This is a genomic window from Streptomyces sp. NPDC014907, from assembly GCF_055562975.1.
In genome coordinates this window covers 612,946-636,921 of the sequence record NZ_JBVHEG010000003.1, presented here as the reverse complement: position 1 = coordinate 636,921, position 23,976 = coordinate 612,946, and the positions used below count along the sequence as shown (strand labels likewise).

Genomic DNA, 23,976 nt, shown 5'->3' with positions numbered 1-23,976 from the left:
TCCCGGCAGCGCCGGAGGCCCGGCAGCGCCGGGGGCCCGGGACATCGGGACCCCAGGACGCCGGGACGCCGTCCCGTCAGCCCCGGCCCCCGCCGCCCGCCCTGACCAGGCCCGACTCGTACGCCAGGACCACGACCTGGACGCGGTCGCGCAGGCCCAGCTTGGTCAGGATGCGGCCCACGTGCGTCTTCACCGTCGCCTCGGAGAGGACGAGACGGGCGGCGATCTCGCCGTTCGACAGGCCCTGCGCGACCAGCATCATCACCTCGCGCTCCCGCTCCGTGAGGCGGCCCAGTCCGCTGTGCTCGGGCTCCTTGCCCGCCGACGGCAGCAGGGGCGAGAAGCGGTCGAGGAGCCGGCGGGTCGTCGAGGGCGCCACCACGGCGTCCCCGCTGTGCACCGAACGGATCGCGCCGAGCAGCTCTCCCGGCGGCACGTCCTTCAGCATGAAGCCGCTCGCCCCCGCCTTCAGACCGGAGAAGGCGTACTCGTCGAGGTCGAAGGTGGTCAGGATCAGCACCTTCGGGGCGTCGGGGTCGGCACAGATCCGCCGGGTCGCCTCCACCCCGTCCAGCTTCGGCATGCGCACGTCCATCAGGACGACGTCGACCGCCGTGGTCCGCAGCGCCTCCAGGGCCCCGACCCCGTCACCCGCCTCGGCCACCACCTCCATGTCCGGCTGGGCGGCGAGCACCATGCGGAAGCCGGTGCGCAGCAGCGCCTGGTCGTCGACGAGCATCACGCGGATGGGCTGCATAAGGGCGGTTCCTCAGGGGTCGGGGTGCGTCAGTGGGCGGGTTTGAGGGGGAGCAGGGCGCTGATCCGGAAGCCCCCGCCGGGGCGCGGGCCCGCGTCCAGGGTGCCGCCGACCATGCCGATCCGCTCCCGCATGCCGATCAGGCCGTGGCCCCGCCCGTCGGCGCCCCCGTCCTCGTACATCCCCTGGGGCGCGCCCCGGCCGTCGTCCTCGACGAGCAGGCCGAGACCGTCGTCGAAGTAGACCAGCCGGACGCTGGCGCCCACGTCGGGGCCGCCGTGCTTGCGGGTGTTGGTGAGGGCTTCCTGCACGATCCGGTACGCGGTGAGCTCGACGCCGCTGGGCAGCGGGCGCGGGCTCCCCTCGATCGCGAAGTCGACGGTGAGGCCGGCGCCGCGGACCTGCTCGACCAGGTCCTCGATCTGTTTCACGTCGGGCTGCGGCACGTACTCCCCGGCCTCCTCGTGCTCCCCGGTGCGCAGGATGCCGAGGAGCCTGCGCATCTCCGCGAGCGCCTGCCGGCCCGTGCCGGAGATGGTCTCCAGGGCCTGCTTCGCGGTCTCCGGGGAGGCGTCCATGACGTAGGCGGCGCCGTCGGCCTGGACCACCATCACCGACACGTTGTGCGCGACGACGTCGTGCAGTTCGCGGGCGATCCTGGCCCGCTCGGCCGCGACCGCGACCTTCGCCTGGGCCTCGCGCTCCTGCTCCAGGCGCGAGGCCCGCTCCTCCAGCTGCGCGAAGTAGGCGCGGCGGGTGCGCAGCGAGTCGCCGAGGACCCAGGCGAGGACGAACGGCACGGCCATCATGACCGTGAAGAAGACCCGGACCGCCCACGAGCTGAACTCCGTGGACGGCCAGCGCAGCTGGGAGAGGGGGGACGCGCTCAGCCCGCCCACGAGGGCGAGCCGGGACGCCCAGCGCGGCCCGGCGTGCGCCGCGACCGTGTGGATGATCACGAGCATGGCGAAGTCCGCCACGAACGGGACCAGGCCGAAGGCGAGCTGGACGAGGCCGAGCGCGACGGTGAGCAGCAGCATCTTCTCGGGGGCCCGCCGGCGCAGGGCCACGACCAGGGAGAGGAGCGCGGCGACGCCTCCGTACGCCACGGGGTGGTCGATCGCCGGGTAGGTCGACCCCACCCACAGCAGGGAGAACCCGAAGAGCACGAGGGCCCAGAAGCCGTCGACGCCCGTCGGGTGTCTGCGGAGGAAGTCGTAGAGGCGCTGCACGTCACCCAGAGTAGGCAAAGGAGGCGGGCGGGGGATCAACCGTGGGGGCGATCCTCGGCTCCGGACCTCTACTCCCGGAGGTGGAGACTGGGACGCGTGACGGATGAGACGTGTCGGTGGCGGGGGTGGCGGGCGGCCGCGGAACGGGCGCTGTACGGCCCCGGGGGCTTCTATCTGCGCCCCGGGGGGCCCGCGGGGCACTTCCGGACCTCGGTGCACGCCTCGCCCCTCTTCGCGGGGGCCGTGGCCCGGCTGCTCGGCGAGGTCGCCGGGGAACTGGGGACGGACCGGGTGGACCTGGTGGACGTGGGCGCGGGACGCGGGGAGCTGCTCACGGCGGTGCTCGCGGCGGTCTCCGGCAGTGGCCTCTCGGTGCGGGCGGTCGCGGTGGAGCGCGCCGCCCGCCCGTCCGGGCTCGACCCCCGGGTGGAGTGGACGGACCGGCCGCCGCGCGGGACGCGCGGACTGCTGTTCGCCAACGAGTGGCTCGACAACGTGCCGGTGGACGTGGCCGAGGCGGACGCGGCGGGCACGGTCCGGTACGTGGAGGTCCGCCCGGACGGCGCGGAACGGCCCGGCGCGCCCGTCTCCGGCGCGGACGCGGAGTGGCTGGAGCGCTGGTGGCCCCTGCGGGAGCCCGGTGCCCGGGCCGAGATCGGGCGGCCCCGGGACGAGGCCTGGGCGGCGGCGGTGGCCTCGCTCGCGGAGGGCCGCGCGGTGGCCGTGGACTACGCGCACGTGCGGGACGCCCGGCCGCCCTTCGGCTCCCTGACCGGCTTCCGCGCGGGCCGCGAGGTGCCCCCGGTCCCGGACGGCTCCTGCGACCTGACGTCCCACGTGGCCCTCGACGCGTGCGCGGCCGCCTGCGGCGGGGCCGCCGGGGAGGACGTGGAGCTGGTCACCCAGCGCGAGGCGCTGCGGCGGCTCGGGGTCTCCGGGGAACGGCCGCCCCTCGCGCTCGCCTCGTCCGACCCCGCCGGATACGTCGCGGCCCTCGCCTCCGCCGGCGCGGCGGCCGAGCTCACCGCCCGCGGGGGCCTGGGGGACTTCCTCTGGCTGACCCGGCGGGTGCGGGGGACGGACGGGCCGTAGGGGGCCTCCCGTACGGGAGATACTGGCCGCATGACGGAGACGACGGTCGGAATCGGCGGCGCGGCGGAGAGCACCGACATGGTGCTGAACATCGGGCCGCAGCATCCCTCGACCCACGGCGTGCTCCGGCTCCGGCTCGTCCTCGACGGAGAGGTGATCCGGTCGGCGGAGCCGGTGGTCGGCTACATGCACCGGGGCGCGGAGAAGCTCTTCGAGGCGCGGGACTACCGGCAGATCGTCATGCTGGCCAACCGCCACGACTGGCTGTCCGCCTTCTCCAGCGAGCTGGGGGTGGTGATGGCCGTCGAGCGGATGCTGGGCATGGAGGTCCCGGAGCGCGCCGTGTGGACCCGTACGCTCCTCGCCGAGCTGAACCGGGTCCTCAACCACCTCATGTTCCTCGGCTCGTACCCCCTCGAACTCGGCGGCATCACGCCCGTCTTCCACGCCTTCCGGGAGCGCGAGGAGCTCCAGGCGGTGATGGAGGAGGCGTCCGGCGGGCGGATGCACTACATGTTCAACCGGGTCGGCGGCCTCAAGGAGGACCTGCCCGCCGGGTGGACGGAGCGGACGCGGCGGGCCGTCGCGGACGTGCGGTCGCGGATGGACGTGTACGACCGGCTCGTCCTCGGCAACGAGATCTTCCGGGGCCGCACGCGCGGGATCGGGGTCCTGTCGGAGGCGGCGGTCCACTCCTACGGGGTGTCGGGGCCCATCGCCCGCGCGTCGGGCGTCGACTTCGACCTGCGCCGGGACGAGCCGTACCTGGCGTACGGGGAGCTGGGCGACGTCCTGCGGGTCGCGGTGCGGCGGGAGGGCGACTGCCTGGCCCGGTTCGAGTGCCTGCTCGAACAGACGCACAACTCCCTGGACCTGGCGGACGCCTGCCTGGACCGGATGGAGGAGCTGCCGCCGGGGCCGGTCAACCAGCGGCTGCCGAAGGTGCTCAAGGCGCCGGAGGGCCACACGTACGCGTGGACCGAGAACCCCCTCGGCGTGAACGGCTACTACCTGGTGTCGAAGGGCGAGAAGACCCCCTACCGGCTCAAGCTGCGGTCGGCCTCGTTCAACAACGTCCAGGTACTGGCCGAGCTGCTGCCGGGGACGCTCGTCGCCGACATGGTGGCGATCCTGGGTTCGCTCTTCTTCGTCGTCGGCGACATCGACAAGTAGGGGCCCGGCGCTCAGTCCTCGCGGCGCATCACGGCGTACGCGCGGCCCGGGGTGCCGGGCGTCCGCCGGCCGACGACGGCCCAGCCCCAGCGTTCGTACCGCTTCGTCAGTTCCGGCACGTCCAGGGTCATCAGGAGGCGGGAGCCGGGGGCCAGGCCCGTGAGGAGCGCGTCGTGGAGGGCCCGGCCGAGGCCGGCGCCCTGGTGGGCCGGGGCGACGACGAGTTCGGCGAGCTCGAAGGCGGGCTCCCGGCCGGTCAGGGCGGTGTCGGTCCAGCCCGCCGCGAACCCCCGCAGTCCGCCGTCGGGCCCGAACGCGGCGACGGCCCGGAAGTCGGGCCGCCCGACCGCCGAACCGAGCAGCCGCTCCACGGTCCGCACGGTGCCGGACCGCGGTTCGTGCCAGGGGGCGCCGCCGAAGGCCAGGGCGCACAGGCCGAGGAGTTCGTCCCGGCGGCGGGCGACCTCACCGGCGGGGAAGGCGGTGAGGCGGTGCGTCACGAGTTCACGGCCCCGCGCAGCTCCGCCAGGTCGAGCTGTTCCGTCTCGTCGTGCGCGGTCAGGTCGATGACCTGGCCGATCGTCCGGGGCGGCGCCGGGGTGCGGGGGACGGCGGGGGCGGCGGCCGGGGTGAGGGACGGGGCGCCGGGCGCGGTCCCCTCGGCCAGCACCTCCTCGCCCACGACGTCGGCGAGGTCCGTGTTCTGCACGGCCTCGATGGCGTCCGCCGTCTTCTGCGTGCCGAAGAAGTCGAAGCCGCCCTCGGGGCGCGGGGCGGACCTGCGGGCCGTGTACGGGACGATCGCGGCCGCGACGGGCACGCCGACGGTGCCGACGGGCGGGAGCGCGAGGACGGCCGGACGGGCGCCCCGCCCGGTGCCGGTGGCCGCCGCGTGCCTGCCCCGCTGCTCGTCCGTCTCCCGGGCGCGCTCGGCGAGGTCACGGGCGCGGGCCGCCCCGGTGGTGCGGCGGGCCTGCTGGGCGGCGGCGTTGCGGGGGAGGTCGCGGAGCGCCTCGGCGGCGCGGCGGAACGTCTCCGGGGTGGGCGTGGAGCCGCCGGCCGGCAGCGCGCGGGCTCCTCCGCCCGGTGAGCCGGACGTGCCGTGGGCCTCCAGGGCGAGGACGCGGCGGCCCTCCAGGGCGCTGGCCCGCTCGGTCTCGGCGGTGGCGTACCGGCGGAGCAGGTCGGCGTGTTCGCCGCGCAGTCCGGCGAGTTCGACGCGCTTGGCGCGGAGCTTGGCGTCGAGGCGGGCCCGCAGCGCGCGGGCCTCCTCCAGGTCGGACTCCAGTTCGGCGACCCGCTCCTCGGCCTTCCACTGGTCGGCGGCGCGCGCCCGGGAGAGTTCGGCGACCCGCAGTCCGGCGCTCCGGTCCCAGCCGCGCATGAGGACGGCACCGGTGACGGCGGCGGCGGCCGACGCGGCCGCGAGCAGCCGTACGACGGTCAGGTCTCCGGGCAGCCAGGCGACCGCGGCGCACACGACCGCGGTGCCGGCGACCGCGGAGGGCGGCAGCAGCTTGTGCAGAGGCGGGGAATGGCGGTGGCGTCCACGTGGCATGGCCTGAAATTTACCGTGCGTAGGCGACTTGTGGGGGGTCGGCCCGGCAATCTCTTGGCCACTTCTCGTCACCGGAAGTGGATATCAGTCGTTCCGGTTCCGTTTCGGGCCGACTCCCCCCGCCCCGCGCCTACTTCTTGAGCAGCCCCTTCGCCGTCAGATACTCCTTGGCGGCGTCTTCCGGCTTCGCCCGCTCGGCATCCACCTTGCGGTTGAGTTCGGCGAGATCCGCTGTGGTCAGCACCGCGGTGACCTTGTCGAGGGCGGCGGCTATCCCGGGAGAACCGGCGTCCTCGGCGTTGACCACGGGCAGCACGTTGTCGGCGTTCTGGAGCTTCTTGTCGTCGGCGAGGAAGACGAGGCCGTAGTTCTCGATCGTGGCGTCCGTGGTGGTCGTCAGGACCAGCTGGTCCACCCCGTCCTTGACGGCCTGCTTGGCCTGCGGGGTACCGACTCCCTTGGGGTCGATCCCGGCCACGTCGATCCCGTACGCCTTCTTCAGACCGGGCGCGCAGAAGGGGCGCACCGCGCATTCGTCACCGGCCGCGATCTTCACCCTCAGCTTGGCGGCACCGAGATCCGAAAGGGTCTTCAGCCGGTTCTTGTCGGCGAATTCCCGCGACACCGCGAAGGCGTTCTGGTCGACCGCCTCCCCGGCCGCGAGCACCTTCAGACCGCGCGGCTCCGCGAGCTTCCGCAGCGCCTCCACCGTGGCCTTCGCGTCGCCCGAGGCGACCGGCTTCTCCTCGGGCGCCTTCGGCCCGTTCGCCTTCGCGTTGAGGAATTCCGCGATCGTCGCCGCGTATTCCGGTACGACGTCGATCTCGCCGCTCTCCAGAGAGGGTTCGTACAGTTCGCGGTTCTTCACGGTGGTGACGGACACGGAGTATCCGGCGCCCCGCAGCACCTGGGCGTACAGCTCGGCGAGGACCTTGGACTCCGTGAAGGCCGCCGCGCCCACCACCAGCGACCCCTTGGAGCCGTCGCCGGTGCCCCCCGGGCCCTTCTTCCTGCCGTCCTCCAGGCTGTCGCCACCGCACGCCGCGAGCGCGGCGGTCAGCGCCGCCGTGCCCAGCAGCGCGCCCGCGATACGCGAGACCCTCTTCACGAGATCACCCATCCAGTCGGCTTCTTCGGTTCTTCAAGTCTTCGGTTCTTCAAGTCTTCGGTTCTTCACGGCTTCGGTTCTTCACAGCTGCGCCCCTTCACGGCTGCGGCTCTCCGGCCCCTCCGGCTCCCCGGCACTCCGGCCCCCCGGGCCCCCAGGAGCCGGTCGGCGCCCACGAGCGCCCCCTCCACCAGGAGGGCGAGCAGGGCCACGAGCACGGCACCCGCCACCACCTGCCCCGTGTCGTACGTGGCGAACCCCGTCGTGATGATCCGGCCCAGACCGCCCTGGCCCACCATGGCCGCGACCGTCGCCGTGGCGACCACCTGGACCGCGGCCGAGCGGACGCCGGTCATCACCACCGGCCGGGCGAGGGGGAGTTCGACCCGCAGGAAGAGCTGGCCCCCCGTCATCCCCATGCCCCGCGCGGCCCGCACCGCCGCCGGGTCCACCTCCCGCACGCCCACGTACGCGTTGGTGAGCAGCGGGGGCACCGCGAACAGCACCAGGGCCACCACGGTCGGCAGGTACCCGGCGTTCCGCAGCGGCGACACCATGAACAGGGCGAGCACCGCGAAGACGGGCACCGCCCGCCCCGCGTTGGACACGTTCACCGCGAGCGCCCCGCCCCGGCCCAGGTGGCCCAGCCACAGGCCCAGCGGCAGCGCCAGCGCCCCGGCCACCAGGAGCGACACCCCGCTCACGTACACGTGCTCCGCGAGCCGCTGCCCTATGCCGCCCTCCCCCGTCCAGTGCGCGCCGGTGGTCAGCCAGCCCCAGGCGTCCGTCACGGCCCCCACCTCACCCGCCTCCCCGCACGGCCCGCACCCGGGTCCAGGGCGTCAGCAGCCGCTGGAGCCCCAGGAGCAGCAGGTCGGCGGCGACGGCGAGCAGCACGCACAGCACCGAGGCGGCGAGGACCTGCGCCCGGAAGAAGGACGGCAGCGCGTCCTCGATCAGATTGCCCAGGCCGCCGCGCCCGACGACCGAACCGATCGTCGTCAGGGCGATCGTGGAGACCGTCGCCATCCGCACCCCGGCCATCAGGACGGGCAGCGCGAGCGGCAGTTCGACCGACCAGAGCAGCCGCAGCGAGCCGTACCCCATGCCCCGGGCCGCCTCCCGCGTCTCGTCCGGCACCGCGGCGAGTCCCGCCAGCGTGTTCCGCACGAGGATCGTCAGGGCGTACAGCACGAGGCCGGTCACCACGAGCGCCGCCGAGAGCCCGAAGAACGGCAGCAGCAGCGAGAACATCGCGAGCGACGGCACCGTGTAGAGCAGGGTGGTCAGGCCGAGGACCGGCCCCGCGAACCGGGGCCTGGCCCGCACGAGCAGCGCGAGCGGCACCGCGACGACGAGCGCGATCAGCACGGACGCCACCGTGATCCCCACGTGCTGGAGCAGCGCCTCCGTCAGCTCCTCGCGGCGCGTGCGGAGGTACTCCCCGCAGATCCAGTCGTTCGTGACCAGACAGTTCGACCCGCTCATCGGCCCTCCCCCCGGAACTCCCGCCTACCCGAACGCTCGTGTGACGACACTAACCCCCGGCACCGACAGTCCCCCGGGACCGCCACAATGCGGCAACACGCCCTTCACACACCTCCGGCGCCCGGGGGACAGAATGGGGAACCATGATCCGGTTCGAGCACGTGACCAAGCGGTACGCCGACGGCACCACCGCCGTGGACGACCTCTCCTTCGAGGTCGCCGAGGGCGAACTCGTCACCCTGGTGGGCCCCTCCGGCTGCGGCAAGACGACCACGATGATGATGGTGAACCGGCTCGTCGAGCCCACCTCGGGCCGCGTCCTCGTCGACGGCCGGGACGTCGCCGGCACCGACCCGGTCGCCCTGCGCCGCAAGATCGGCTACGTCATCCAGCAGGTCGGGCTCTTCCCCCACCGGACCGTCCTCGACAACACCGCGACCGTCCCCGCCCTCCTCGGCTGGAAGAAGACCGCCGCACGCGCGCGCGCCGCCGAACTCCTCGAACTCGTCGGCCTCGACCCCGCCGTCCACGGCCCCCGCTACCCCGCCCAGCTCTCCGGCGGCCAGCGCCAGCGCGTCGGCGTCGCCCGCGCCCTCGCCGCCGACCCGCCCGTCCTCCTCATGGACGAACCCTTCGGCGCCGTCGACCCCGTCGTCCGCGAACGCCTCCAGAACGAGTTCCTCGCCCTCCAGGCCACCGTCCGCAAGACCGTCCTCCTCGTCACCCACGACATCGAGGAGGCCGTCCGCATGGGCGACCGCATGGCCGTCTACGGACAGGGCCGCATCGAACAGTTCGACACCCCCGCCACCGTCCTCGGCGCCCCCGCCACCCCGTACGTGGCGGACTTCGTCGGCAGCGACCGGGGCCTCAAGCGGCTGGCCGTCACCCCGGTCACCGAGGCCGACCTCGACCCCGTGCCGGCCGGGGACCCCGGGCGGGGACCCTCCGGCGGCGAGGACGGCGCCCCCGTCCCCCTCGGCACCCCCCTCAAGGACGCGCTCGCCGTGCTCCTCCAGCACGACACCGGCCGCCTCACGGTCACCGGCCCCGACGGCCGGCCCCTCGGCGTCCTCACCCCCGCCGGCGTCCACCGCGCCCTGCGCCGGGCCACCCCCTCCCCGCGGGAGGAGGCGGACCCGGTCCCGCCCGCGTGACCGGCCCCCGGACCGGCGGAACGGAACCGGGCGGCCGCAGGGGGCGGACCCCGCCCCCGCGCCTCAGGTCGCGCTGAGCCGGCCGCCCATCCACACCAGGCCCGCCGGGATCTCCCGGTTCCACGTGTTGAAGTTGTGGCCGCCGCTCTCCAGCGTGATCGACGAGACCCGCGCCGGCCGCTTCACCTTCTTGATGAACTCCCTCGTCGCCCTCAGGTTGTCCTCGCCCCGCTCCGACGTCGTCACCAGGAACGACGACTTCCCCTGCGGCAGGTGGTCCAGGCTCCACAGCAGGTCCGACCGCTTGCGCAGCCGGTCGTCCCCCCGGAAGAGGTCACCGGTCGTCACGTCCTCCGCGGCCCGGTAGTACGCCGAGAAACCGGCCCCCGCCGCGAACCGGTCCGGGCGGTGCAGCGCGAACTTCAGCGCGCAGTACCCGCCCGTCGAGTTCCCCATGAACCCCCAGTTCCGAGGCTCCTTCCCCACCCGGTACGCCTCCGAGACCGCCTTCGGCAGGTCGTCCGTGAAGAACGTCTCCGTCTTCGGGCCCCCGGGCACGTCCAGGCACTCGGTGTCCCGCGGCGGCGCCACCGTCGGGCGCAGCATCACCAGGACCATCGGCTGCATCCGCCCCTCCTTCGCCTGGAGGTACGCCGTCCGGGGGTACTTCAGCCCCTTGATCAGGTTCTCCGCCGTCCCCGGATACCCGGTGAGCACCACCGACGCCGGAAAGGTCCGCTTCGCGTACCGCGTCTGGAAGTACTCCGGCGGCAGGTACACGTAGGCCGACGAGACGATCCCCGACCGCTCCCCCGCCACCACGACCTTCTGGATCTGCCCGCCCACCTCCGGACGCCCCGCGCCCGGCACGTCGAGCGCCCGCGTCCCCACCACCCGCACGTCCCCGGAGCCGCCCGCGTGGTCCACCACCACGCCCGGCTGCTGCTCCTGCCCGAACAGGTCCGCCCACGACCCGTAGAAGAGGAACGAGCGGTTCGCCGCGAGGCCCACCGCCGCGAACAGCGCCATCTGGGTCACGAGCAGCAGCCCCACCCGTCCCGCGACCGCACGCCATCCGCCGCGCGCCAGCCGCGGCCACAGCCACACCGTGGCCGCGAACAGCGCCACGGCCGCCACGACCGCCAGCACGAGGACCTTGGTACTGGTGAGTCCCATGAGCCGACCGAGCCTTCTTTCCGAGAATTTCCCGTACGCCGATGAACCCGCCTCCCCGCGGTGCCGTCCTAGAAGGCGCACCAGCCGGAACGGCCCGCCGGAAGCGCCGCGGGACCCGGCCGGAACCGAAGCCGCCGCGCAGGACCACGAGAAGTACGGGAAGTCATGTCTGTCACGGTAGATGGGGACAAAAGAGGATTGGTTCCGGACCGGGCACGCCGGATTCTCCGCGGCCCCCAACCCGCGAAGGTCCCCTCCCTCGTCGGTACGGCCTGCACCCTCATCGGCCTCATCGACATCGCCGCCGGAGTCTTCCCCCGCTTCCGCGCCAGCCGCGTCCACGCCCTCGCCGAAGTCCTCCCCGGCACCCTCGGCCCCCTCTCCGCCGCCCTCTCCCTGAGCGCCGGCGTCCTCCTCCTGCTCCTCGCCCACGGACTCAAGCGGCACAAGCGCCGCGCCTGGCGCGCCGCCGTCGTGCTCCTGCCCCTCGGCGCCGCCGCCCAGTTCGTCTGGCGCCACTCCGTGCTCGGCGCCCTCCTCTCCGTCGTGCTCCTCGCCCTCCTGCTGCGGCACCGCGGCGAATTCGCCGCCCTCCCCGACCCCCGCAGCCGCTGGCGCGCCCTCGCCAACTTCGTCGTCATGGGCGCCGGCTCCCTGGGCCTGGGCCTCGTCATCGTCAGCGCCCACCCGCGCCGCGTCCTCGGCAGCCCCAGCCTCACCGACCGCCTCGAACACGTCCTGTACGGACTCTTCGGCTTCGAGGGCCCCGTCGAGTACACCCACGGCGTCGACTGGACCGTCGGCTACTCCCTCGGCGCCCTCGGCATGCTCACCGCCCTCACCACCATCTACCTGGCCTTCCGCCCCGAGCACCCCGCCGCCCGCCTCACCGACGACGACGAGGCCCGGCTGCGCGCCCTCCTCGACCAGCACGGCGGCCGCGACTCCCTCGGCCACTTCGCCCTCCGCCGCGACAAGGGCGTCATCTTCTCCCCCAGCGGCAAGGCCGCCGTCTGCTACCGCGTCGTCTCCGGCGTCATGCTCGCCAGCGGCGACCCCATCGGCGACGTCGAGGCCTGGCCCGGCGCCATCGAGCGGTTCATGGACGAGGCCAAGATCCACTCCTGGACCCCCGCCGTCATGGGCTGCTCCGAGACCGGCGGCCAGGTCTGGACCCGCGAGACCGGCCTCGACGCCCTCGAACTCGGCGACGAGGCGGTCGTCGACGTCGCGGATTTCTCCCTCTCCGGCAGGGCCATGCGCAACGTCCGCCAGATGGTCAAGCGCATCGAACGCAACGGCTACACCACCCGGGTCCGCCGGGTCCGTGACCTCGACGCCGACGAACTCGAACGCGTCCGCCAGGCCGCCGCCGCCTGGCGCGGCACCGACACCGAACGCGGCTTCTCCATGGCCCTCGGCCGCATCGGCGCCCCCGGCGACGGCGAGGCGGTGATAGCGACCGCCCACAAGGAGGACGACGACGCGGACTCCCCCTACGGCGACCTCAAGGCGATCATCCACTTCGTCCCCTGGGGCCCCGACGGCATGTCCCTCGAACTCATGCGCCGCGACCGCTCCGCCGACCCCGGCATGAACGAGCTCCTGATCGTCGCCGCGCTCCAGGCCTCCCCCGGCCTCGGCATCGCACGCGTCTCCCTCAACTTCGCCATGTTCCGCGCCGCCCTCGCCCGCGGCGAGAAGATCGGCGCCGGACCCGTCCTGCGCCTCTGGCGCGGGCTCCTCGTCTTCCTCTCCCGCTGGTTCCAGATCGAGTCGCTCTACAAGTTCAACGCCAAGTTCCAGCCCCGCTGGGAACCCCGCTTCGTCGTCTACCGCGCCAGCCGCGACCTCCCCCGCATCGGCTTCGCCGCCATGCAGGCCGAGGGCTTCGTGAACCTCTCCTTCCCCCGCCCCTTCGCCCGCCGGCGCCCCGCCCGGGCCCCCCGCCCCTGCGCCCACCTCGCCCCCGCACCGGCCGAGCGGGGCGTCCACGCCGCCTGATCCCGGCCCCGGCAGGCCCTACGCTGGAACCATGCGTACGACGACCGACCGGGGCACGGCCCGGGGCCTGCCGGAGTGGGACCGCTGCGCGGTCATGGGCGTGGTCAACGTGACCCCCGACTCCTTCTCCGACGGCGGCCGCTGGTTCGACACCACGGCCGCCGTCAAACACGGCCTCGACCTCGTCGCCCAGGGCGCCGACCTGGTCGACGTCGGCGGCGAGTCCACCCGCCCCGGCGCCACCCGCGTCGACGAGGAGGAGGAACTCCGCCGGGTCGTCCCCGTCGTCCGCGGCCTCGCCGCCGAGGGCGTCACCGTCTCCGTCGACACCATGCGCGCCCGTGTCGCCGCCCGCGCCGTCGAAGCGGGCGCCACCCTCGTCAACGACGTCAGCGGCGGCCTCGCGGACCCCGCCATGGTCCCCGCCGTCGCCGCCGCCGAGGTCCCCTTCGTCGTCATGCACTGGCGCGGCTTCAGCCAGGACATGAACCGGCTCGCCGTCTACGACGACGTCGTCACCGAGGTCGTCGCCGAACTCCGCGCCCGCCTGGAGGCCGTCGTCGCCGGCGGCGTCGATCCCGACCGCGTCGTGATCGACCCCGGACTCGGCTTCGCCAAGCACGCCCCGCACGACCTGGCCCTCGTCGCCCACCTCCCCGAGCTGCGCGCCCTCGGCCGCCCCCTCCTGGTCGCCGCCTCGCGGAAACGGTTCCTCGGCCACGTCCTCGCCCACGAGGGCGCCGCCCCTCCCCCCGCCCGCGAACGCGACGCCGCCACCGCCGCCGTCTCCGCCCTCGCCGCCCACGCGGGCGCGTGGGCCGTCCGCGTCCACGAGGTCCGCGCCACCGCCGACGCCGTACGGGTCGCCCGGGCCGTCGAAGGAGCCAGGTGACCCCCGCCACGGACGAGGCCGCCGTCGAAGCCGCCAACACCGCCCTCTACGAAGCACTCGAGAACGGCGACTTCGAGACCGTCTCCGGCCTCTGGCTCGCCGACGACACCCCCGTCACCTGCGTCCACCCCGGCTGGCCCGTCCTCACCGGCCGCGGCGAGGTGCTCCGCTCCTACGCCCTGATCATGGCGAACACCGAGTACATCCAGTTCTTCCTCACCGACCTGCGGATCTCCCTGGCCGGCGACACCGCACTCGTCACCTGCACCGAGAACATCCTCAGCGGCGGCCCCGCCGAGGACGGCGACGACCTCGGCCCCCTCGTCGGACAGCTCGTCGTCGCCACCAACCTCTTCCGCCGCACGCCCGACGGCTGGCGCCTCTGGTCCCACCACGCCTCCCCCGTCCTCGCCGAGACCACCGGCCAGGACCCCGCCGGGCCCGCCCCCGACGACACCGAACCGCCCCTCTGACCCGCGACCCCAGCCGTCCCCCGCCCCCCACGGGCACGCCCTGTCGGTCCTCGCGGGTAGATTCGACGCTGGACACCCGGCCGTCCGCACCCGGCTGCGTGGCCACCCGAACTACGACAGCAGGAGTGATTCGCGTGGATCGTGTCGCGCTGCGCGGCCTCAAGGCCCGGGGCCACCACGGCGTCTTCCCCAAGGAGCGCGAGGAGGGGCAGACCTTCATCGTCGACCTGGTCCTCGGCCTGGACACCCGTCCGGCCGCCGCCGAGGACGACCTCACGAAGACCGTGCACTACGGAATCGTCGCCGAAGAGGTCGTGGAGATCGTCCAGGGCGAACCCGTCGACCTCATCGAGACCCTCGCCGACCGCATCGCCCGGCGATGCCTGGAGCACACCGGGGTACAGGAGGTGGAGGTCGTCGTCCACAAGCCGGACGCGCCCATCACCGTTCCCTTCGACGACGTCACCGTCACGATCACCCGGAGCCGACGATGAAAGCGACGCAGAGCGACCCCACCGTCCAGCCCGTGCCGGCCTCCGTCGTCGAGACCGTCGACGCCGCCGACACCACCCTCTCCAACCCCCGCCGCGCGGTCATCGCGCTCGGCTCCAATCTCGGCAACCGCCTGGAGACCCTCCAGGGGGCCCTCGACGCCCTCGCCGACACCCCCGGCCTCCGGGTCAAGGCCGTCTCCCCCGTGTACGAGACGGAGCCCTGGGGCGTCGACCCCGGCACCCAGCCCTCGTACTTCAACGCCGTCGCCCTCGTGAAGACGACCCTGCCGCCCTCCTCCCTCCTGGAGCGCGCCCACGCCGTCGAGGAGGCCTTCCACCGCGTCCGCGAGGAGCGCTGGGGCTCGCGCACCCTCGACGTCGACATCGTGGCGTACGCGGACGTGGTCTCCGACGACCCCGTCCTCACCCTCCCGCACCCCCGCGCCCACCAGCGCGCCTTCGTCCTCGCCCCCTGGCTCGACGTGGACCCCGGAGCGGACCTCCCCGGCCGCGGCGCGGTCGCCGACCTCCTCGACACCGTGGGACGCGAGGGCGTGACCGTCCGTGCCGACCTGGAACTCCGTCTGCCCGAATAGTCGTTAGGCTCGTGACGGAACGGACCGACCGCGACCACGTGAAGGACACCCGGTGAAACAACTGCGGCTCAAGGTGCTCGCCGGGCTGTTCCTGGCGGCCGGCGTCCTCTCCTGGGGCGGCGCCCGGCTCTGGGACTCGGTCGGCACGCTGCCGAGCGTGCCGGTCGCCGCGCCGGTCGTCCTCGCCGTGATCGCCGCCGTCCTCACGGCGACCGCCCTCTCGATCCGCTCCCGCCTCAGGGCCCAGCGCGAGCGCCGCCCCGGCGCCAAGGGCATCGAGCCCCTGATGGCGGCCCGCGCGGTGGTCTTCGGTCAGGCCAGCGCCCTGGTCGTCGCCCTCGTCGCCGGCATGTACGGCGGCACGGGCGTCTTCCTCCTCGGCTTCCTCGACGTCCCGGCCCGCCGCGACCAGGCCCTTTACGCGGCCCTCGCGGTCCTGGCGGGCCTCGGCGTCATCGCCGCCGCCCTCTTCCTGGAGCGCGTCTGCAGGCTCCCGGACGACGAGGACGACAACCGGCCGTCGACGGCCTGACACCGCTTCCGCTCCCGGCGGCCCCGGGAGCGGGACGGGCGGTCCGTTACCGGCGGGCCAGTATCAGGGACATGGCCTCGGCGCGCGTGGTGGCGTTGCGGAGCTGTCCCCGTACCGCCGAGGTCGTCGTCTTCGCGCCCGGCTTGCGGACGCCGCGCAGGGTCATGCACATGTGCTCGGCCTCGATGACGACGATCGCGCCGCGCGCCTCCAGGATCTCCATGAGCGAGTCCGCGATCTGCGTCGTCAGCCGCTCCTGGACCTGCGGGCGGCGGGCGAAGACGTCGACGAGACGCGCCAGCTTGGACAGGCCCGTGATCTTGCCCGATTCGGCGGGGATGTAGCCGATGTGCGCCACGCCGTGGAACGGGAGCAGATGATGTTCACAGGTGGCCATCAGTTCGATGTCCTTCACCAGGACCATCTCGTCGTGCCCCAGGTCGAACGTCGTCGTCAGGACGTCCTCGGGCTTCTGCCACAGCCCCGCGAAGAGCTCCTTGTACGCCCGCGCCACCCGGGCCGGCGTCTCCCTCAGGCCCTCGCGGTCCGGGTTCTCGCCGACCGCGATGAGAAGCTCGCGTACGGCGTTCTCGGCGCGCTTCTCGTCGTACTCGCCGATCGTGCCTTCGCCGGCCGGCGTCACCGGGTCGGTCATCTGTGCCTCGTTCCGTGTGAACCTGTGCGCGAAAGATGCCGCGCCCCCACAGGCTAGAACCTGTGGGGGCGCGGCATCCATTCCGGGTCCGCCGGGCGGTCAGTCCTCGGAGGGGGGGTCCACCGGGGCGATGTCGATGCCCTTGGTGGTCTCCACCTGGGTGGACGAGCCGTTCGCGCTGTTCGTCAGGGCCAGCTCCTTGGGGGAGAGGACCGGCGGGCGCGTGGAGGGGGTGCGGCGGGACGAGCCGGTCCACGCCGGGCGGGCCGGGCGCTTCACGATGGGGCGGAAGATCTCGGCGATCTCCTCCTTGCCCAGCGTCTCCTTCTCCAGGAGGGCGAGCACCAGGTTGTCGAGGACGTCGCGGTTCTCGACCAGGATCTCCCACGCCTCGTTGTGCGCGGTCTCGATGAGCTTCTTGACCTCTTCGTCCACCAGCGCGGCGACCTCTTCCGAGTAGTCGCGCTGGTGTGCCATCTCACGGCCGAGGAAGGGCTCGGTGTTGTCGCCGCCGAACTTGATGGCGCCGAGCCGCTCGGTCATGCCGTACTGGGTGACCATCGCGCGGGCCGTGGCGGTGGCCTTCTCGATGTCGTTCGCGGCGCCCGTGGTCGGGTCGTGGAAGACCAGTTCCTCGGCCGCGCGACCGCCCAGCATGTACGCGAGCTGGTCGAGCATCTCATTGCGGGTGGTCGAGTACTTGTCCTCGTCCGGGAGGACCATCGTGTAGCCCAGGGCGCGGCCGCGGGACAGGATGGTGATCTTGTGGACGGGGTCGGAGTTGGGCGAGGCCGCCGCGACCAGGGCGTGGCCGCCCTCGTGGTACGCGGTGATCTTCTTCTCCTTGTCCGACATGATCCGGGTCCGCTTCTGCGGGCCCGCGACCACGCGGTCGATCGCCTCGTCCAGCGCCTTGTTGTCGATCAGCTTGTGACCGCCGCGGGCGGTGAGGAGCGCCGCCTCGTTGAGGACGTTGGAGAGGTCCGCACCGGTGAAGCCGGGGGTGCGGCGGGCGACGGCGCCGAGGTCGACGTCCGGGGCGACCGGCTTGCCCTTCTGGTGGACCTTGAGGATCTCCAGACGGCCCAGCATGTCCGGGCGGTCGACGGCGATCTGCCGGTCGAAGCGGCCGGGGCGCAGGAGCGCCGGGTCGAGGATGTCGGGCCGGTTGGTGGCGGCGATCAGGATGACGCCGCCCTTGACGTCGAAGCCGTCCATCTCGACCAGGAGCTGGTTGAGGGTCTGCTCGCGCTCGTCGTGGCCGCCGCCGAGGCCGGCGCCGCGGTGGCGTCCGACGGCGTCGATCTCGTCCACGAAGACGATGGCGGGCGCGTTGGCCTTGGCCTGCTCGAAGAGGTCGCGGACCCGGGAGGCGCCGACGCCGACGAACATCTCGACGAAGTCGGAGCCGGAGATCGAGTAGAACGGCACCCCGGCCTCGCCGGCGACGGCGCGCGCGAGGAGCGTCTTGCCGGTTCCGGGGGGGCCGTAGAGCAGGACGCCCTTGGGGATCTTGGCGCCGACGGCCTGGAACTTGGCCGGCTCCTGGAGGAACTCCTTGATCTCGTGGAGTTCCTCGACGGCCTCGTCCGAGCCCGCGACGTCGGCGAAGGTGGTCTTCGGGGTGTCCTTGGTGATGAGCTTCGCCTTGGACTTGCCGAACTGCATGACGCGGGAGCCGCCGCCCTGCATCTGGTTCATCAGGAAGAGGAAGACGACCACGATGAGGACGAAGGGGAGGAGGGAGAGCAGGATCGAGACGAAGGGCGACTGCTTCGTCGGGGAGACGGTGTAGCCCTTCTCGATCTGCCCGGCCTCGAACTTGTCCTGGAGCTTGTCGGCGAGGGCCACGCCCTGGCTGCCGATGTAGCTGGCCTGGATCTTGTCGCTCTTGTCGATCTTCTGGCCGTCGACGAGCTCGATCTTGATGAGCTGTTCGTCGCCGGTGGTGATCTTTGCCTGCTTGACCTGGTTCTTGTCGATCGCCTGGACGACCTGGCCGGTGTCCACCGTCTTGTAGCCCTCGGACGAGCCGACGACCTGCATCAGCACGACCACGGCGAGGACGGCCAGCACGATCCACATGACCGGCCCACGGAAGTATCGCTTCACGTCCATCCATACGGAGCGATGACGCTCCGTCCCTCCTGCCCGTAGGAAAATGCTGCTGTGTGAGCTGCTGTGTGAAAAAGCTGTTCTTCGGACGGTACCTCAGCATCGTCGCCCGCGACCGCCTTCCCGTGGTTCAACGGTGGGAAGGCGGTGCGGGTTCCCCGTGCGGCCGTGGGATCAGCCGCCGTAGACGTGGGGGGCGAGGGTGCCGACGAAGGGGAGGTTCCGGTACTTCTCGGCGTAGTCGAGGCCGTAGCCGACGACGAACTCGTTGGGGATGTCGAAACCGATCCACCGGACGTCGATGGCGACCTTGGCGGCCTCGGGCTTGCGCAGGAGGGTGCAGACCTCCAGGGAGGCGGGCTCCCGCGAGCCGAGGTTCGACAGGAGCCAGGACAGCGTGAGGCCGGAGTCGATGATGTCCTCGACGATCAGGACGTGCTTGCCCTTGATGTCGGTGTCGAGGTCCTTGAGGATGCGGACGACGCCGGAGGACTGGGTGCCGGCGCCGTAGGAGGAGACGGCCATCCAGTCCATGGTGACGGGGGTGGACAGGGCGCGGGCCAGGTCCGCCATCACCATCACGGCGCCCTTGAGGACGCCGACGATGAGCAGGTCCTTGCCCGCGTATTCCGTGTCGATCTTCGCGGCCAGCTCTGCCAGCTTGGCGTCGATCTCTTCCTTGGTGATGAGCACCGACTGGAGGTCGGTGCCCATGTCCTTCTCGTTCACCCGGGTCACTTTCGTTGCAGCGTGCGTCAGCCTTGCCGGATGACCAGTCTGCCACCCTGGCGGCGGGCTTCGACGCGGCCGGGCAGGTTGATGGCGCCCTGGCCGTGCCAGCCGGTGACGAGCCGGTCGACTTCTTCGATGTGGCGCGCGAAGAGGGAGCCGGCGGGGGCGCCCTCGGCGATGACGGCCCGGCGCAGGACGCGGCGGCGTACGGCGGGGGGGAGTCCGGAGAGTTTGGCGCACTCCAGGGCGCCCGCCTCGTCGCGCACGGCGGTCTCGGCGTCGGCGGCCCAGGTGTCGAGGGCGTCGGCGTCGTCGCGGGAGAGCCGGGCCGTGCGGGCGAGGGCTTCGACGACGCCCTTGCCGAGGGCCTTCTCGAGGGCGGGGAGGCCCTCGTGGCGGAGCCGGGAGCGGGTGTAGGCGGGGTCGCTGTTGTGGGGGTCGTCCCAGACGGCGAGTTCCTGGGCGACGCAGGCCCTGCGGACGGTCTGGCGGTCGAGCTGGAGGAAGGGGCGGCGGTAGCGGCCGGTGGCGCCGGAGACGGCGGCCATGCCGGAGAGGGAGCGGATGCCGGAGCCGCGGGCGAGGCCGAGGAGGACGGTCTCGGCCTGGTCGTCGCGGGTGTGGCCGAGGAGGACCGCGGCGGCGCCGTGGCGTTCGGCGGCGGCGTCGAGGGCGGCGTAGCGGGCGTCGCGGGCGGCGGCTTCGGGTCCGCCCTCGCGGCCCACGGTGACGGCGACGGCCTCGGAGGGGGTGAGGCCGAGGGCGGTCATGCGTTCGGCCACTTCGGCGGCCCGGGTGTCGGAGCCTTCCTGGAGGCCGTGGTCGACGGTGACGCCGCCGGCGCGCAGGGGGAGCTTGCGGGCCTCGAAGGCGAGGGCGGAGGCGAGCGCCATGGAGTCGGCGCCTCCGGAGCAGGCGACGAGCACGAGGGGGGTGTGCGCGCCGGGTGCGGGGGCGGGGTCGGTCGTCTGGTGCTCGGTGAGGATGTCGTGGAGTACGCGGCGGACCGCCAGGCGTATCGCCGCGACCGCAGGATGGGGACCCATGTCCGGTGCCCTTCGTGATGGGGTGGGGTGCCTCGGTCGGAGTCTTAACGGTCGGGAGGGGGGGTTCGGTCACTCAGAGTGCGTCGATGGTGACAGAAACCCGCCCGTCGACCGAGCATTGCACGCCTCGCCCCGGGGGCAGGGTCCCTCGGACGGGTGATTGGGGGGCGTTCCGGTGTGTTCCTCCCGCGTTCGCGTGCCGTCCGTCACTCCTGTCTCAGGAGTCCGTCCTGCCGTGGACGCGTGCGATCCAGTCGGCGGGCGCGGCGATCTCGGCCTTGGTGGGGAGCGTGTTGGGCGAGGTCCAGACGCGGTTGAAGCCGTCGGTGCCGACCTGGTCCACGACGGCGCTGACGAAGCGTTCGCCGTCGCGGTACTGGCGGAGCTTGGCGTCGAGGCCGAGGAGCTTGCGGAGGGCGAGGTCGAGGCGGGAGGCGCCGCGGGCGCGCCTGGCCTGGAACTTCTCGCGGATCTCGGCGACGGAGGGGACGACCTGGGGGCCGACGCCGTCCATGACGTGGTCGGCGTGGCCTTCGAGGAGGGACATCACGGCGGTGAGGCGGCCGAGGATCTCGCGCTGCTCGGGGGTCTGGACGAGTTCGACGAGGGAGGGGGAGGGTTCGTCCTCCTCGCCCTCGGGGCGGCCGCCGACGAGGGACTGGGCGGCGTCGCGGAGGCGTTCGGCGAAGGAGCCGGGGTCGATGTCGGTGGCGGCGAGGAACGACTGGATTTCGCCCCTGAGGTGGTCGCGGAGCCAGGGGACGGCGGTGAACTGGGTGCGGTGGGTCTCCTCGTGGAGGCAGACCCAGAGCCGGAAGTCGTGCGGGGAGACGTCGAGTTCGCGTTCGACGTGGACGATGTTGGGGGCGACCAGGAGGAGGCGTCCGCCGCCGGCGTCGCCGGCGGGGAGGTCGCGGGTGGCGGGGGCGAAGGTCTCGTACTGGCCGAGGATGCGGGAGGCGAGGAAGGACAGCAGGACGCCGAGTTCGACGCCGGTGACCTTGCCGCCGACGGCGCCGAGGACGGCGCTGCCGGGGGCGGTGGAGCGGCGTTCCCTCATCTTGCCGAGGAGGGGGGTGAGGAGTTCGCGGAACCCGGCGACGTTGGCCTTGATCCAGCCCGCGCGGTCGACGACGAGGACGGGGGTGTCGGGGGGTTCGTGGCCCTCGGGGACCATCCGGGTGTAGGCCCGGACGTGTTCCTCCGAGGCCTTGGCGTGCCTGCGGAGTTCGGCGACGACCTCGCGGGCCTCGTCGCGGCCGACTTCGGGTCCGGGCCGCACGAGGCGGGTCGCGGTCGCGACCGCGAGGTTCCAGTCGACCATCCCGGATGTGCCTGCTCCACCGATGCTCGTCATGCGTCAACCGTACGGCCCCGGCGCCCGTTCGGTGCGTGTTCGGTACGGACGGGGCCGGAGCACGTCAGGCGCCGGTCCGCCGGGCGTGTCCTGGGGCGTGTGTCGGAAGTGACGTCGTCTGCCCGGAGGGCGGGCCCGGCGGTGTCCGGTGCGTGCGATCCCGACAACGCGGCTGGGGGCACCCCCGGGCCCGAAGGGCCACGGGGGGTGCGTGCCGGGCGCCGCCGGGCAGACGGGACTTCCGACACACGCCCTACGGCCGGTCCTGGCCGGCGAGGGCGGCGGAGAGCCGGTCGAGGGCGGGCTGCGCCTCGTGGGGCGAGGGGGTGCGGCCGGCGAGGAAGGCGAAGGCGAGGAGGCGGCCGTCGGGGGCGACGACGGTTCCGGCGAGCGTGTTGACGCCGGTGAGGGTGCCGGTCTTGGCGCGGACGAGTCCGGCTCCCGAGGTGGCGGGGGCGGTGTCGAAGCGGTCGGCGAGGGTGCCGGTGAAGCCGCCGACGGGCAGTCCGGTGAGGAGGGGGCGCAGGGCGGGGCGGGCGGGGTCGGCCGCTCGGGTGAGGAGGGCGGTGAGGAGGGCCGCGGAGACGCGGTCGCGGCGGTCGAGGCCGCTGCCGTCGGCGAAGCGGGCCCCGGTGACGGGGAGGCCGAGTGCGGCGAGTTCGTCCCGTACGGCCTTTCCGGCGCCGTCGAAGCTCGCGGGGAGCCCGCGGGCGAGGGCGGTCTGCCGGGCGAGGGCTTCGGCGAGGTCGTTGTCGCTGTGGGTGAGGGTGCGTTCGACGAGGTCGGAGAGGGGGGCGGAGTACGTGCGGGCGAGGGGGGCGGTGGCGGGGGCGCGGCCGGGGGCGGGGTCGCCGGTGACCCGGACACCGGCGCGGGTGAGGAGGGCGGCGAAGGCGGTCGCGGTGTCGCGGGCCGGGTCGTCGCCGCGGTCCGCGGGGCCGGTGGTGCTGCCGTCGAGGCGTCCGCCGCGGGTCATGAGGGCGGTGACGGGGGCGATGTTCTCGTTGCGGCCGATGGGGTGGCGGACCGGGCCGGAGTAGAGGCCGGTGTCGTGGGCGAGGCGTACGGAGGTGAGGCCGCGGGTCCTGAGGGCGCGGGCGGTGTCGGTGGCGAGGGCCTCCAGGCGGGCGGGGTCGAGGGTGGGGTCGCCGCCGCCGGTGAGGGTGACCGTCTTCCCGTCGGGGGACGCGGTCGTGGTGGTGGGGATGCGGTGGTCGGGGCCGAGGGCGGAGAGCGCGGCGGCGGTGGTGGCGATCTTGACGGTGGAGGCGGGGGTCATGGGGGTGGTGGCGCCCTCGCCGTAGAGCTGTCTCCCGGTGGCGGCGTCCACGACGGAGGCGGTGCGGAGGGGGCCGAGGCCGGGGTCGGCGAGGAGGGGGGCGAGGACGGCGGCGAGGTCGGCGGGGCGTCCGGCGGCGGCGGGCCGGGGGGCGGCGAGGACGCCGGGGGCGCTGGGGGCGGGCGCGGGGCGGCGGGGCGCGGCGGGGGCCGGGGGCGGGGCGTGACGTGCGCCACCCGCCGCGGGGGCGGTGGCGCGGGCCCGCTCGGCCGTACGCTGGCCGGAGTCCCAGGGGCCGGCCAGGGTCACCGCCGTGGCGGCCACGGCCAGACCGAGGGCGGCGGAGCCCGCCGTGAGCTGCCAGGTCCTCGGCTCGGGCATTGCTGACCAGCCCCTTTCGCGATCACACACGTGCGTGAGGGACACTTAATCACCGCGCGCCGTCGCGAGCGTTCACTTGTGCTGATTCAGGAGGAGCCACCCGTGGAGTTCGACGTTCTCATCGAGATCCCCAAGGGATCGAGGAACAAGTACGAGGTCGACCACGAGACCGGTCGCATCCGTCTGGACCGTCGCCTCTTCACGTCGACGGCCTACCCGACCGACTACGGGTACGTGGAGAACACCCTCGGCGAGGACGGCGACCCGCTGGACGCGCTCGTGATCCTCGACGAGCCCACCTTCCCGGGCTGCCTGATCAAGTGCCGCGCGATCGGCATGTTCCGCATGACGGACGAGGCGGGCGGCGACGACAAGCTGCTGTGCGTCCCGGCCACGGACCCGCGCATGGAGCACCTGCAGGACATCCAGCACGTGCCGGAGTTCGACCGCCTGGAGATCCAGCACTTCTTCGAGGTCTACAAGGACCTGGAGCCGGGCAAGTCGGTCGAGGGCGCCGACTGGGTCGGCCGCGCCGAGGCCGAGGCCGAGATCGAGAAGTCGTACGCGCGCGCCAAGGAGCAGGGCGGCCACTGAGCCGGTTCCCCCGTGACCGTGTGACGGGCGGTGTGCCCCCGGGAGTTCCCCGGCGGGCGCACCGCCCTTCGTGCGTCCTGCGCAC

At 73.3% G+C, this 23,976-nt stretch carries 24 protein-coding genes; 10 read left to right on the top strand and 14 right to left on the bottom strand.

Annotation, left to right across the window (positions count from 1 at the left end; genetic code table 11):
* Positions 1–76: 76 nt before the first annotated feature.
* A complete protein-coding gene (locus tag ACZ3IL_RS12055; RefSeq protein WP_467389190.1) occupies positions 77–757 on the bottom strand; it encodes a response regulator in 681 nt (226 codons plus the stop codon).
* Positions 758–786: 29 nt separating this feature from the next.
* A complete protein-coding gene (locus tag ACZ3IL_RS12050; RefSeq protein ID WP_467389188.1) occupies positions 787–1,989 on the bottom strand; it encodes a sensor histidine kinase in 1,203 nt (400 codons plus the stop codon).
* Between the two features lie 96 nt (positions 1,990–2,085).
* Between ACZ3IL_RS12050 and ACZ3IL_RS12045 the strand changes: the two genes are divergently transcribed.
* Complete coding sequence (locus ACZ3IL_RS12045) at positions 2,086–3,081, top strand: SAM-dependent methyltransferase (RefSeq protein WP_467389186.1); 996 nt, start codon at positions 2,086–2,088, stop codon at positions 3,079–3,081.
* Positions 3,082–3,111: 30 nt separating this feature from the next.
* Positions 3,112–4,254: an NADH-quinone oxidoreductase subunit D gene (locus ACZ3IL_RS12040; RefSeq protein ID WP_467389184.1), complete on the top strand. Its 1,143-nt coding sequence runs from the start codon at positions 3,112–3,114 to the stop codon at positions 4,252–4,254.
* A gap of 11 nt (positions 4,255–4,265) precedes the next feature.
* Here the strand turns inward: ACZ3IL_RS12040 and ACZ3IL_RS12035 are convergent, their stop codons facing one another.
* From ACZ3IL_RS12035 to ACZ3IL_RS12015, 5 genes are all read right to left on the bottom strand, one after another.
* Positions 4,266–4,754 carry a GNAT family N-acetyltransferase gene (locus ACZ3IL_RS12035; protein WP_467389182.1) on the bottom strand — a complete coding sequence of 163 codons (489 nt, stop codon included), beginning with the start codon at positions 4,752–4,754 and terminating at the stop codon, positions 4,266–4,268.
* Positions 4,751–5,812 carry a hypothetical protein gene (locus ACZ3IL_RS12030; RefSeq protein ID WP_467389180.1) on the bottom strand — a complete coding sequence of 354 codons (1,062 nt, stop codon included), beginning with the start codon at positions 5,810–5,812 and terminating at the stop codon, positions 4,751–4,753. The genes ACZ3IL_RS12035 and ACZ3IL_RS12030 overlap by 4 nt, the downstream gene beginning before the upstream one ends.
* Before the next feature lie 130 nt (positions 5,813–5,942).
* Positions 5,943–6,932: an ABC transporter substrate-binding protein gene (locus ACZ3IL_RS12025; RefSeq protein WP_467389178.1), complete on the bottom strand. Its 990-nt coding sequence runs from the start codon at positions 6,930–6,932 to the stop codon at positions 5,943–5,945.
* Positions 6,933–6,985: 53 nt separating this feature from the next.
* A complete protein-coding gene (locus tag ACZ3IL_RS12020) occupies positions 6,986–7,720 on the bottom strand; it encodes an ABC transporter permease (RefSeq protein WP_467389176.1) in 735 nt (244 codons plus the stop codon).
* 1 nt (position 7,721) lies between these two features.
* The gene (locus tag ACZ3IL_RS12015) at positions 7,722–8,408 is read right to left on the bottom strand and encodes an ABC transporter permease (RefSeq protein WP_467389174.1); all 687 of its coding nucleotides are present in this window, start codon (positions 8,406–8,408) and stop codon (positions 7,722–7,724) included.
* A 143-nt stretch (positions 8,409–8,551) separates the two neighbouring features.
* Between ACZ3IL_RS12015 and ACZ3IL_RS12010 the strand changes: the two genes are divergently transcribed.
* Entirely contained in the window at positions 8,552–9,565 is a 1,014-nt protein-coding gene (locus ACZ3IL_RS12010; RefSeq protein ID WP_467389172.1) for an ABC transporter ATP-binding protein, read from the top strand.
* Between the two features lie 63 nt (positions 9,566–9,628).
* Here the strand turns inward: ACZ3IL_RS12010 and ACZ3IL_RS12005 are convergent, their stop codons facing one another.
* Positions 9,629–10,741, bottom strand: a complete 1,113-nt coding sequence (locus tag ACZ3IL_RS12005; RefSeq protein ID WP_467389170.1) for an alpha/beta hydrolase — start codon at positions 10,739–10,741, stop codon at positions 9,629–9,631.
* Positions 10,742–10,906: 165 nt separating this feature from the next.
* On the opposite strand from ACZ3IL_RS12005, the gene ACZ3IL_RS12000 reads away from it, so the two are divergent.
* The 6 genes from ACZ3IL_RS12000 to ACZ3IL_RS11975 all read left to right on the top strand — a co-directional run bounded on the left by ACZ3IL_RS12000 (position 10,907) and on the right by ACZ3IL_RS11975 (position 15,732).
* Positions 10,907–12,745: a phosphatidylglycerol lysyltransferase domain-containing protein gene (locus ACZ3IL_RS12000; protein WP_467389168.1), complete on the top strand. Its 1,839-nt coding sequence runs from the start codon at positions 10,907–10,909 to the stop codon at positions 12,743–12,745.
* A gap of 31 nt (positions 12,746–12,776) precedes the next feature.
* Positions 12,777–13,637 carry a dihydropteroate synthase gene (gene folP / locus ACZ3IL_RS11995; RefSeq protein WP_467389166.1) on the top strand — a complete coding sequence of 287 codons (861 nt, stop codon included), beginning with the start codon at positions 12,777–12,779 and terminating at the stop codon, positions 13,635–13,637.
* The gene (locus ACZ3IL_RS11990) at positions 13,634–14,110 is read left to right on the top strand and encodes a nuclear transport factor 2 family protein (RefSeq protein WP_467389164.1); all 477 of its coding nucleotides are present in this window, start codon (positions 13,634–13,636) and stop codon (positions 14,108–14,110) included. Before folP ends, ACZ3IL_RS11990 begins: the two co-directional genes overlap by 4 nt.
* 134 nt (positions 14,111–14,244) lie before the next feature.
* The gene (gene folB, locus ACZ3IL_RS11985) at positions 14,245–14,604 is read left to right on the top strand and encodes a dihydroneopterin aldolase (protein ID WP_467389162.1); all 360 of its coding nucleotides are present in this window, start codon (positions 14,245–14,247) and stop codon (positions 14,602–14,604) included.
* Positions 14,601–15,200 carry a 2-amino-4-hydroxy-6-hydroxymethyldihydropteridine diphosphokinase gene (gene folK, locus ACZ3IL_RS11980; RefSeq protein ID WP_467389160.1) on the top strand — a complete coding sequence of 200 codons (600 nt, stop codon included), beginning with the start codon at positions 14,601–14,603 and terminating at the stop codon, positions 15,198–15,200. Before folB ends, folK begins: the two co-directional genes overlap by 4 nt.
* Before the next feature lie 52 nt (positions 15,201–15,252).
* Positions 15,253–15,732, top strand: coding sequence for a DUF3180 domain-containing protein (locus tag ACZ3IL_RS11975; protein ID WP_467389158.1), 480 nt, complete (start codon positions 15,253–15,255; stop codon positions 15,730–15,732).
* 46 nt (positions 15,733–15,778) lie between these two features.
* On the opposite strand, the gene folE is transcribed toward ACZ3IL_RS11975, so the two are convergent.
* The 6 genes from folE to dacB form a co-directional block, all read right to left on the bottom strand.
* A complete protein-coding gene (gene folE, locus ACZ3IL_RS11970; protein WP_467389156.1) occupies positions 15,779–16,387 on the bottom strand; it encodes a GTP cyclohydrolase I FolE in 609 nt (202 codons plus the stop codon).
* Positions 16,388–16,486: 99 nt separating this feature from the next.
* The gene (gene ftsH, locus ACZ3IL_RS11965; RefSeq protein ID WP_467389154.1) at positions 16,487–18,505 is read right to left on the bottom strand and encodes an ATP-dependent zinc metalloprotease FtsH; all 2,019 of its coding nucleotides are present in this window, start codon (positions 18,503–18,505) and stop codon (positions 16,487–16,489) included.
* A gap of 171 nt (positions 18,506–18,676) precedes the next feature.
* Positions 18,677–19,216, bottom strand: a complete 540-nt coding sequence (hpt, locus tag ACZ3IL_RS11960; protein WP_388691329.1) for a hypoxanthine phosphoribosyltransferase — start codon at positions 19,214–19,216, stop codon at positions 18,677–18,679.
* Between the two features lie 41 nt (positions 19,217–19,257).
* Complete coding sequence (tilS, locus tag ACZ3IL_RS11955; RefSeq protein ID WP_467389152.1) at positions 19,258–20,280, bottom strand: tRNA lysidine(34) synthetase TilS; 1,023 nt, start codon at positions 20,278–20,280, stop codon at positions 19,258–19,260.
* A 217-nt stretch (positions 20,281–20,497) separates the two neighbouring features.
* Complete coding sequence (locus ACZ3IL_RS11950; protein WP_467389150.1) at positions 20,498–21,637, bottom strand: zinc-dependent metalloprotease; 1,140 nt, start codon at positions 21,635–21,637, stop codon at positions 20,498–20,500.
* Between the two features lie 253 nt (positions 21,638–21,890).
* Complete coding sequence (dacB, locus tag ACZ3IL_RS11945) at positions 21,891–23,297, bottom strand: D-alanyl-D-alanine carboxypeptidase/D-alanyl-D-alanine endopeptidase (protein ID WP_467389148.1); 1,407 nt, start codon at positions 23,295–23,297, stop codon at positions 21,891–21,893.
* A 102-nt stretch (positions 23,298–23,399) separates the two neighbouring features.
* Between dacB and ACZ3IL_RS11940 the strand changes: the two genes are divergently transcribed.
* A complete protein-coding gene (locus ACZ3IL_RS11940; RefSeq protein WP_388690783.1) occupies positions 23,400–23,891 on the top strand; it encodes an inorganic diphosphatase in 492 nt (163 codons plus the stop codon).
* Positions 23,892–23,976 lie beyond the last annotated feature (85 nt).

Excerpts from the sequence above, each read along its gene's own strand:
- folK (WP_467389160.1), top strand. The coding sequence starts at position 14,601 with ATGAAAGCGACGCAGAGCGACCCCACCGTCCAGCCCGTGCCGGCCTCC.
- ACZ3IL_RS12000 (WP_467389168.1), top strand. The coding sequence starts at position 10,907 with ATGTCTGTCACGGTAGATGGGGACAAAAGAGGATTGGTTCCGGACCGG.
- ACZ3IL_RS12015 (WP_467389174.1), bottom strand. The coding sequence starts at position 8,408 with ATGAGCGGGTCGAACTGTCTGGTCACGAACGACTGGATCTGCGGGGAG.
- dacB (WP_467389148.1), bottom strand. The coding sequence starts at position 23,297 with ATGCCCGAGCCGAGGACCTGGCAGCTCACGGCGGGCTCCGCCGCCCTC.
- hpt (WP_388691329.1), bottom strand. The coding sequence starts at position 19,216 with ATGGGCACCGACCTCCAGTCGGTGCTCATCACCAAGGAAGAGATCGAC.
- ACZ3IL_RS12030 (WP_467389180.1), bottom strand. The coding sequence starts at position 5,812 with ATGCCACGTGGACGCCACCGCCATTCCCCGCCTCTGCACAAGCTGCTG.
- ftsH (WP_467389154.1), bottom strand. The coding sequence starts at position 18,505 with ATGGACGTGAAGCGATACTTCCGTGGGCCGGTCATGTGGATCGTGCTG.
- folE (WP_467389156.1), bottom strand. The coding sequence starts at position 16,387 with ATGACCGACCCGGTGACGCCGGCCGGCGAAGGCACGATCGGCGAGTAC.
- ACZ3IL_RS12055 (WP_467389190.1), bottom strand. The coding sequence starts at position 757 with ATGCAGCCCATCCGCGTGATGCTCGTCGACGACCAGGCGCTGCTGCGC.
- tilS (WP_467389152.1), bottom strand. The coding sequence starts at position 20,280 with ATGGGTCCCCATCCTGCGGTCGCGGCGATACGCCTGGCGGTCCGCCGC.
- folP (WP_467389166.1), top strand. The coding sequence starts at position 12,777 with ATGCGTACGACGACCGACCGGGGCACGGCCCGGGGCCTGCCGGAGTGG.
- ACZ3IL_RS11950 (WP_467389150.1), bottom strand. The coding sequence starts at position 21,637 with ATGACGAGCATCGGTGGAGCAGGCACATCCGGGATGGTCGACTGGAAC.
- ACZ3IL_RS12040 (WP_467389184.1), top strand. The coding sequence starts at position 3,112 with ATGACGGAGACGACGGTCGGAATCGGCGGCGCGGCGGAGAGCACCGAC.
- ACZ3IL_RS12025 (WP_467389178.1), bottom strand. The coding sequence starts at position 6,932 with ATGGGTGATCTCGTGAAGAGGGTCTCGCGTATCGCGGGCGCGCTGCTG.
- ACZ3IL_RS12005 (WP_467389170.1), bottom strand. The coding sequence starts at position 10,741 with ATGGGACTCACCAGTACCAAGGTCCTCGTGCTGGCGGTCGTGGCGGCC.
- ACZ3IL_RS12010 (WP_467389172.1), top strand. The coding sequence starts at position 8,552 with ATGATCCGGTTCGAGCACGTGACCAAGCGGTACGCCGACGGCACCACC.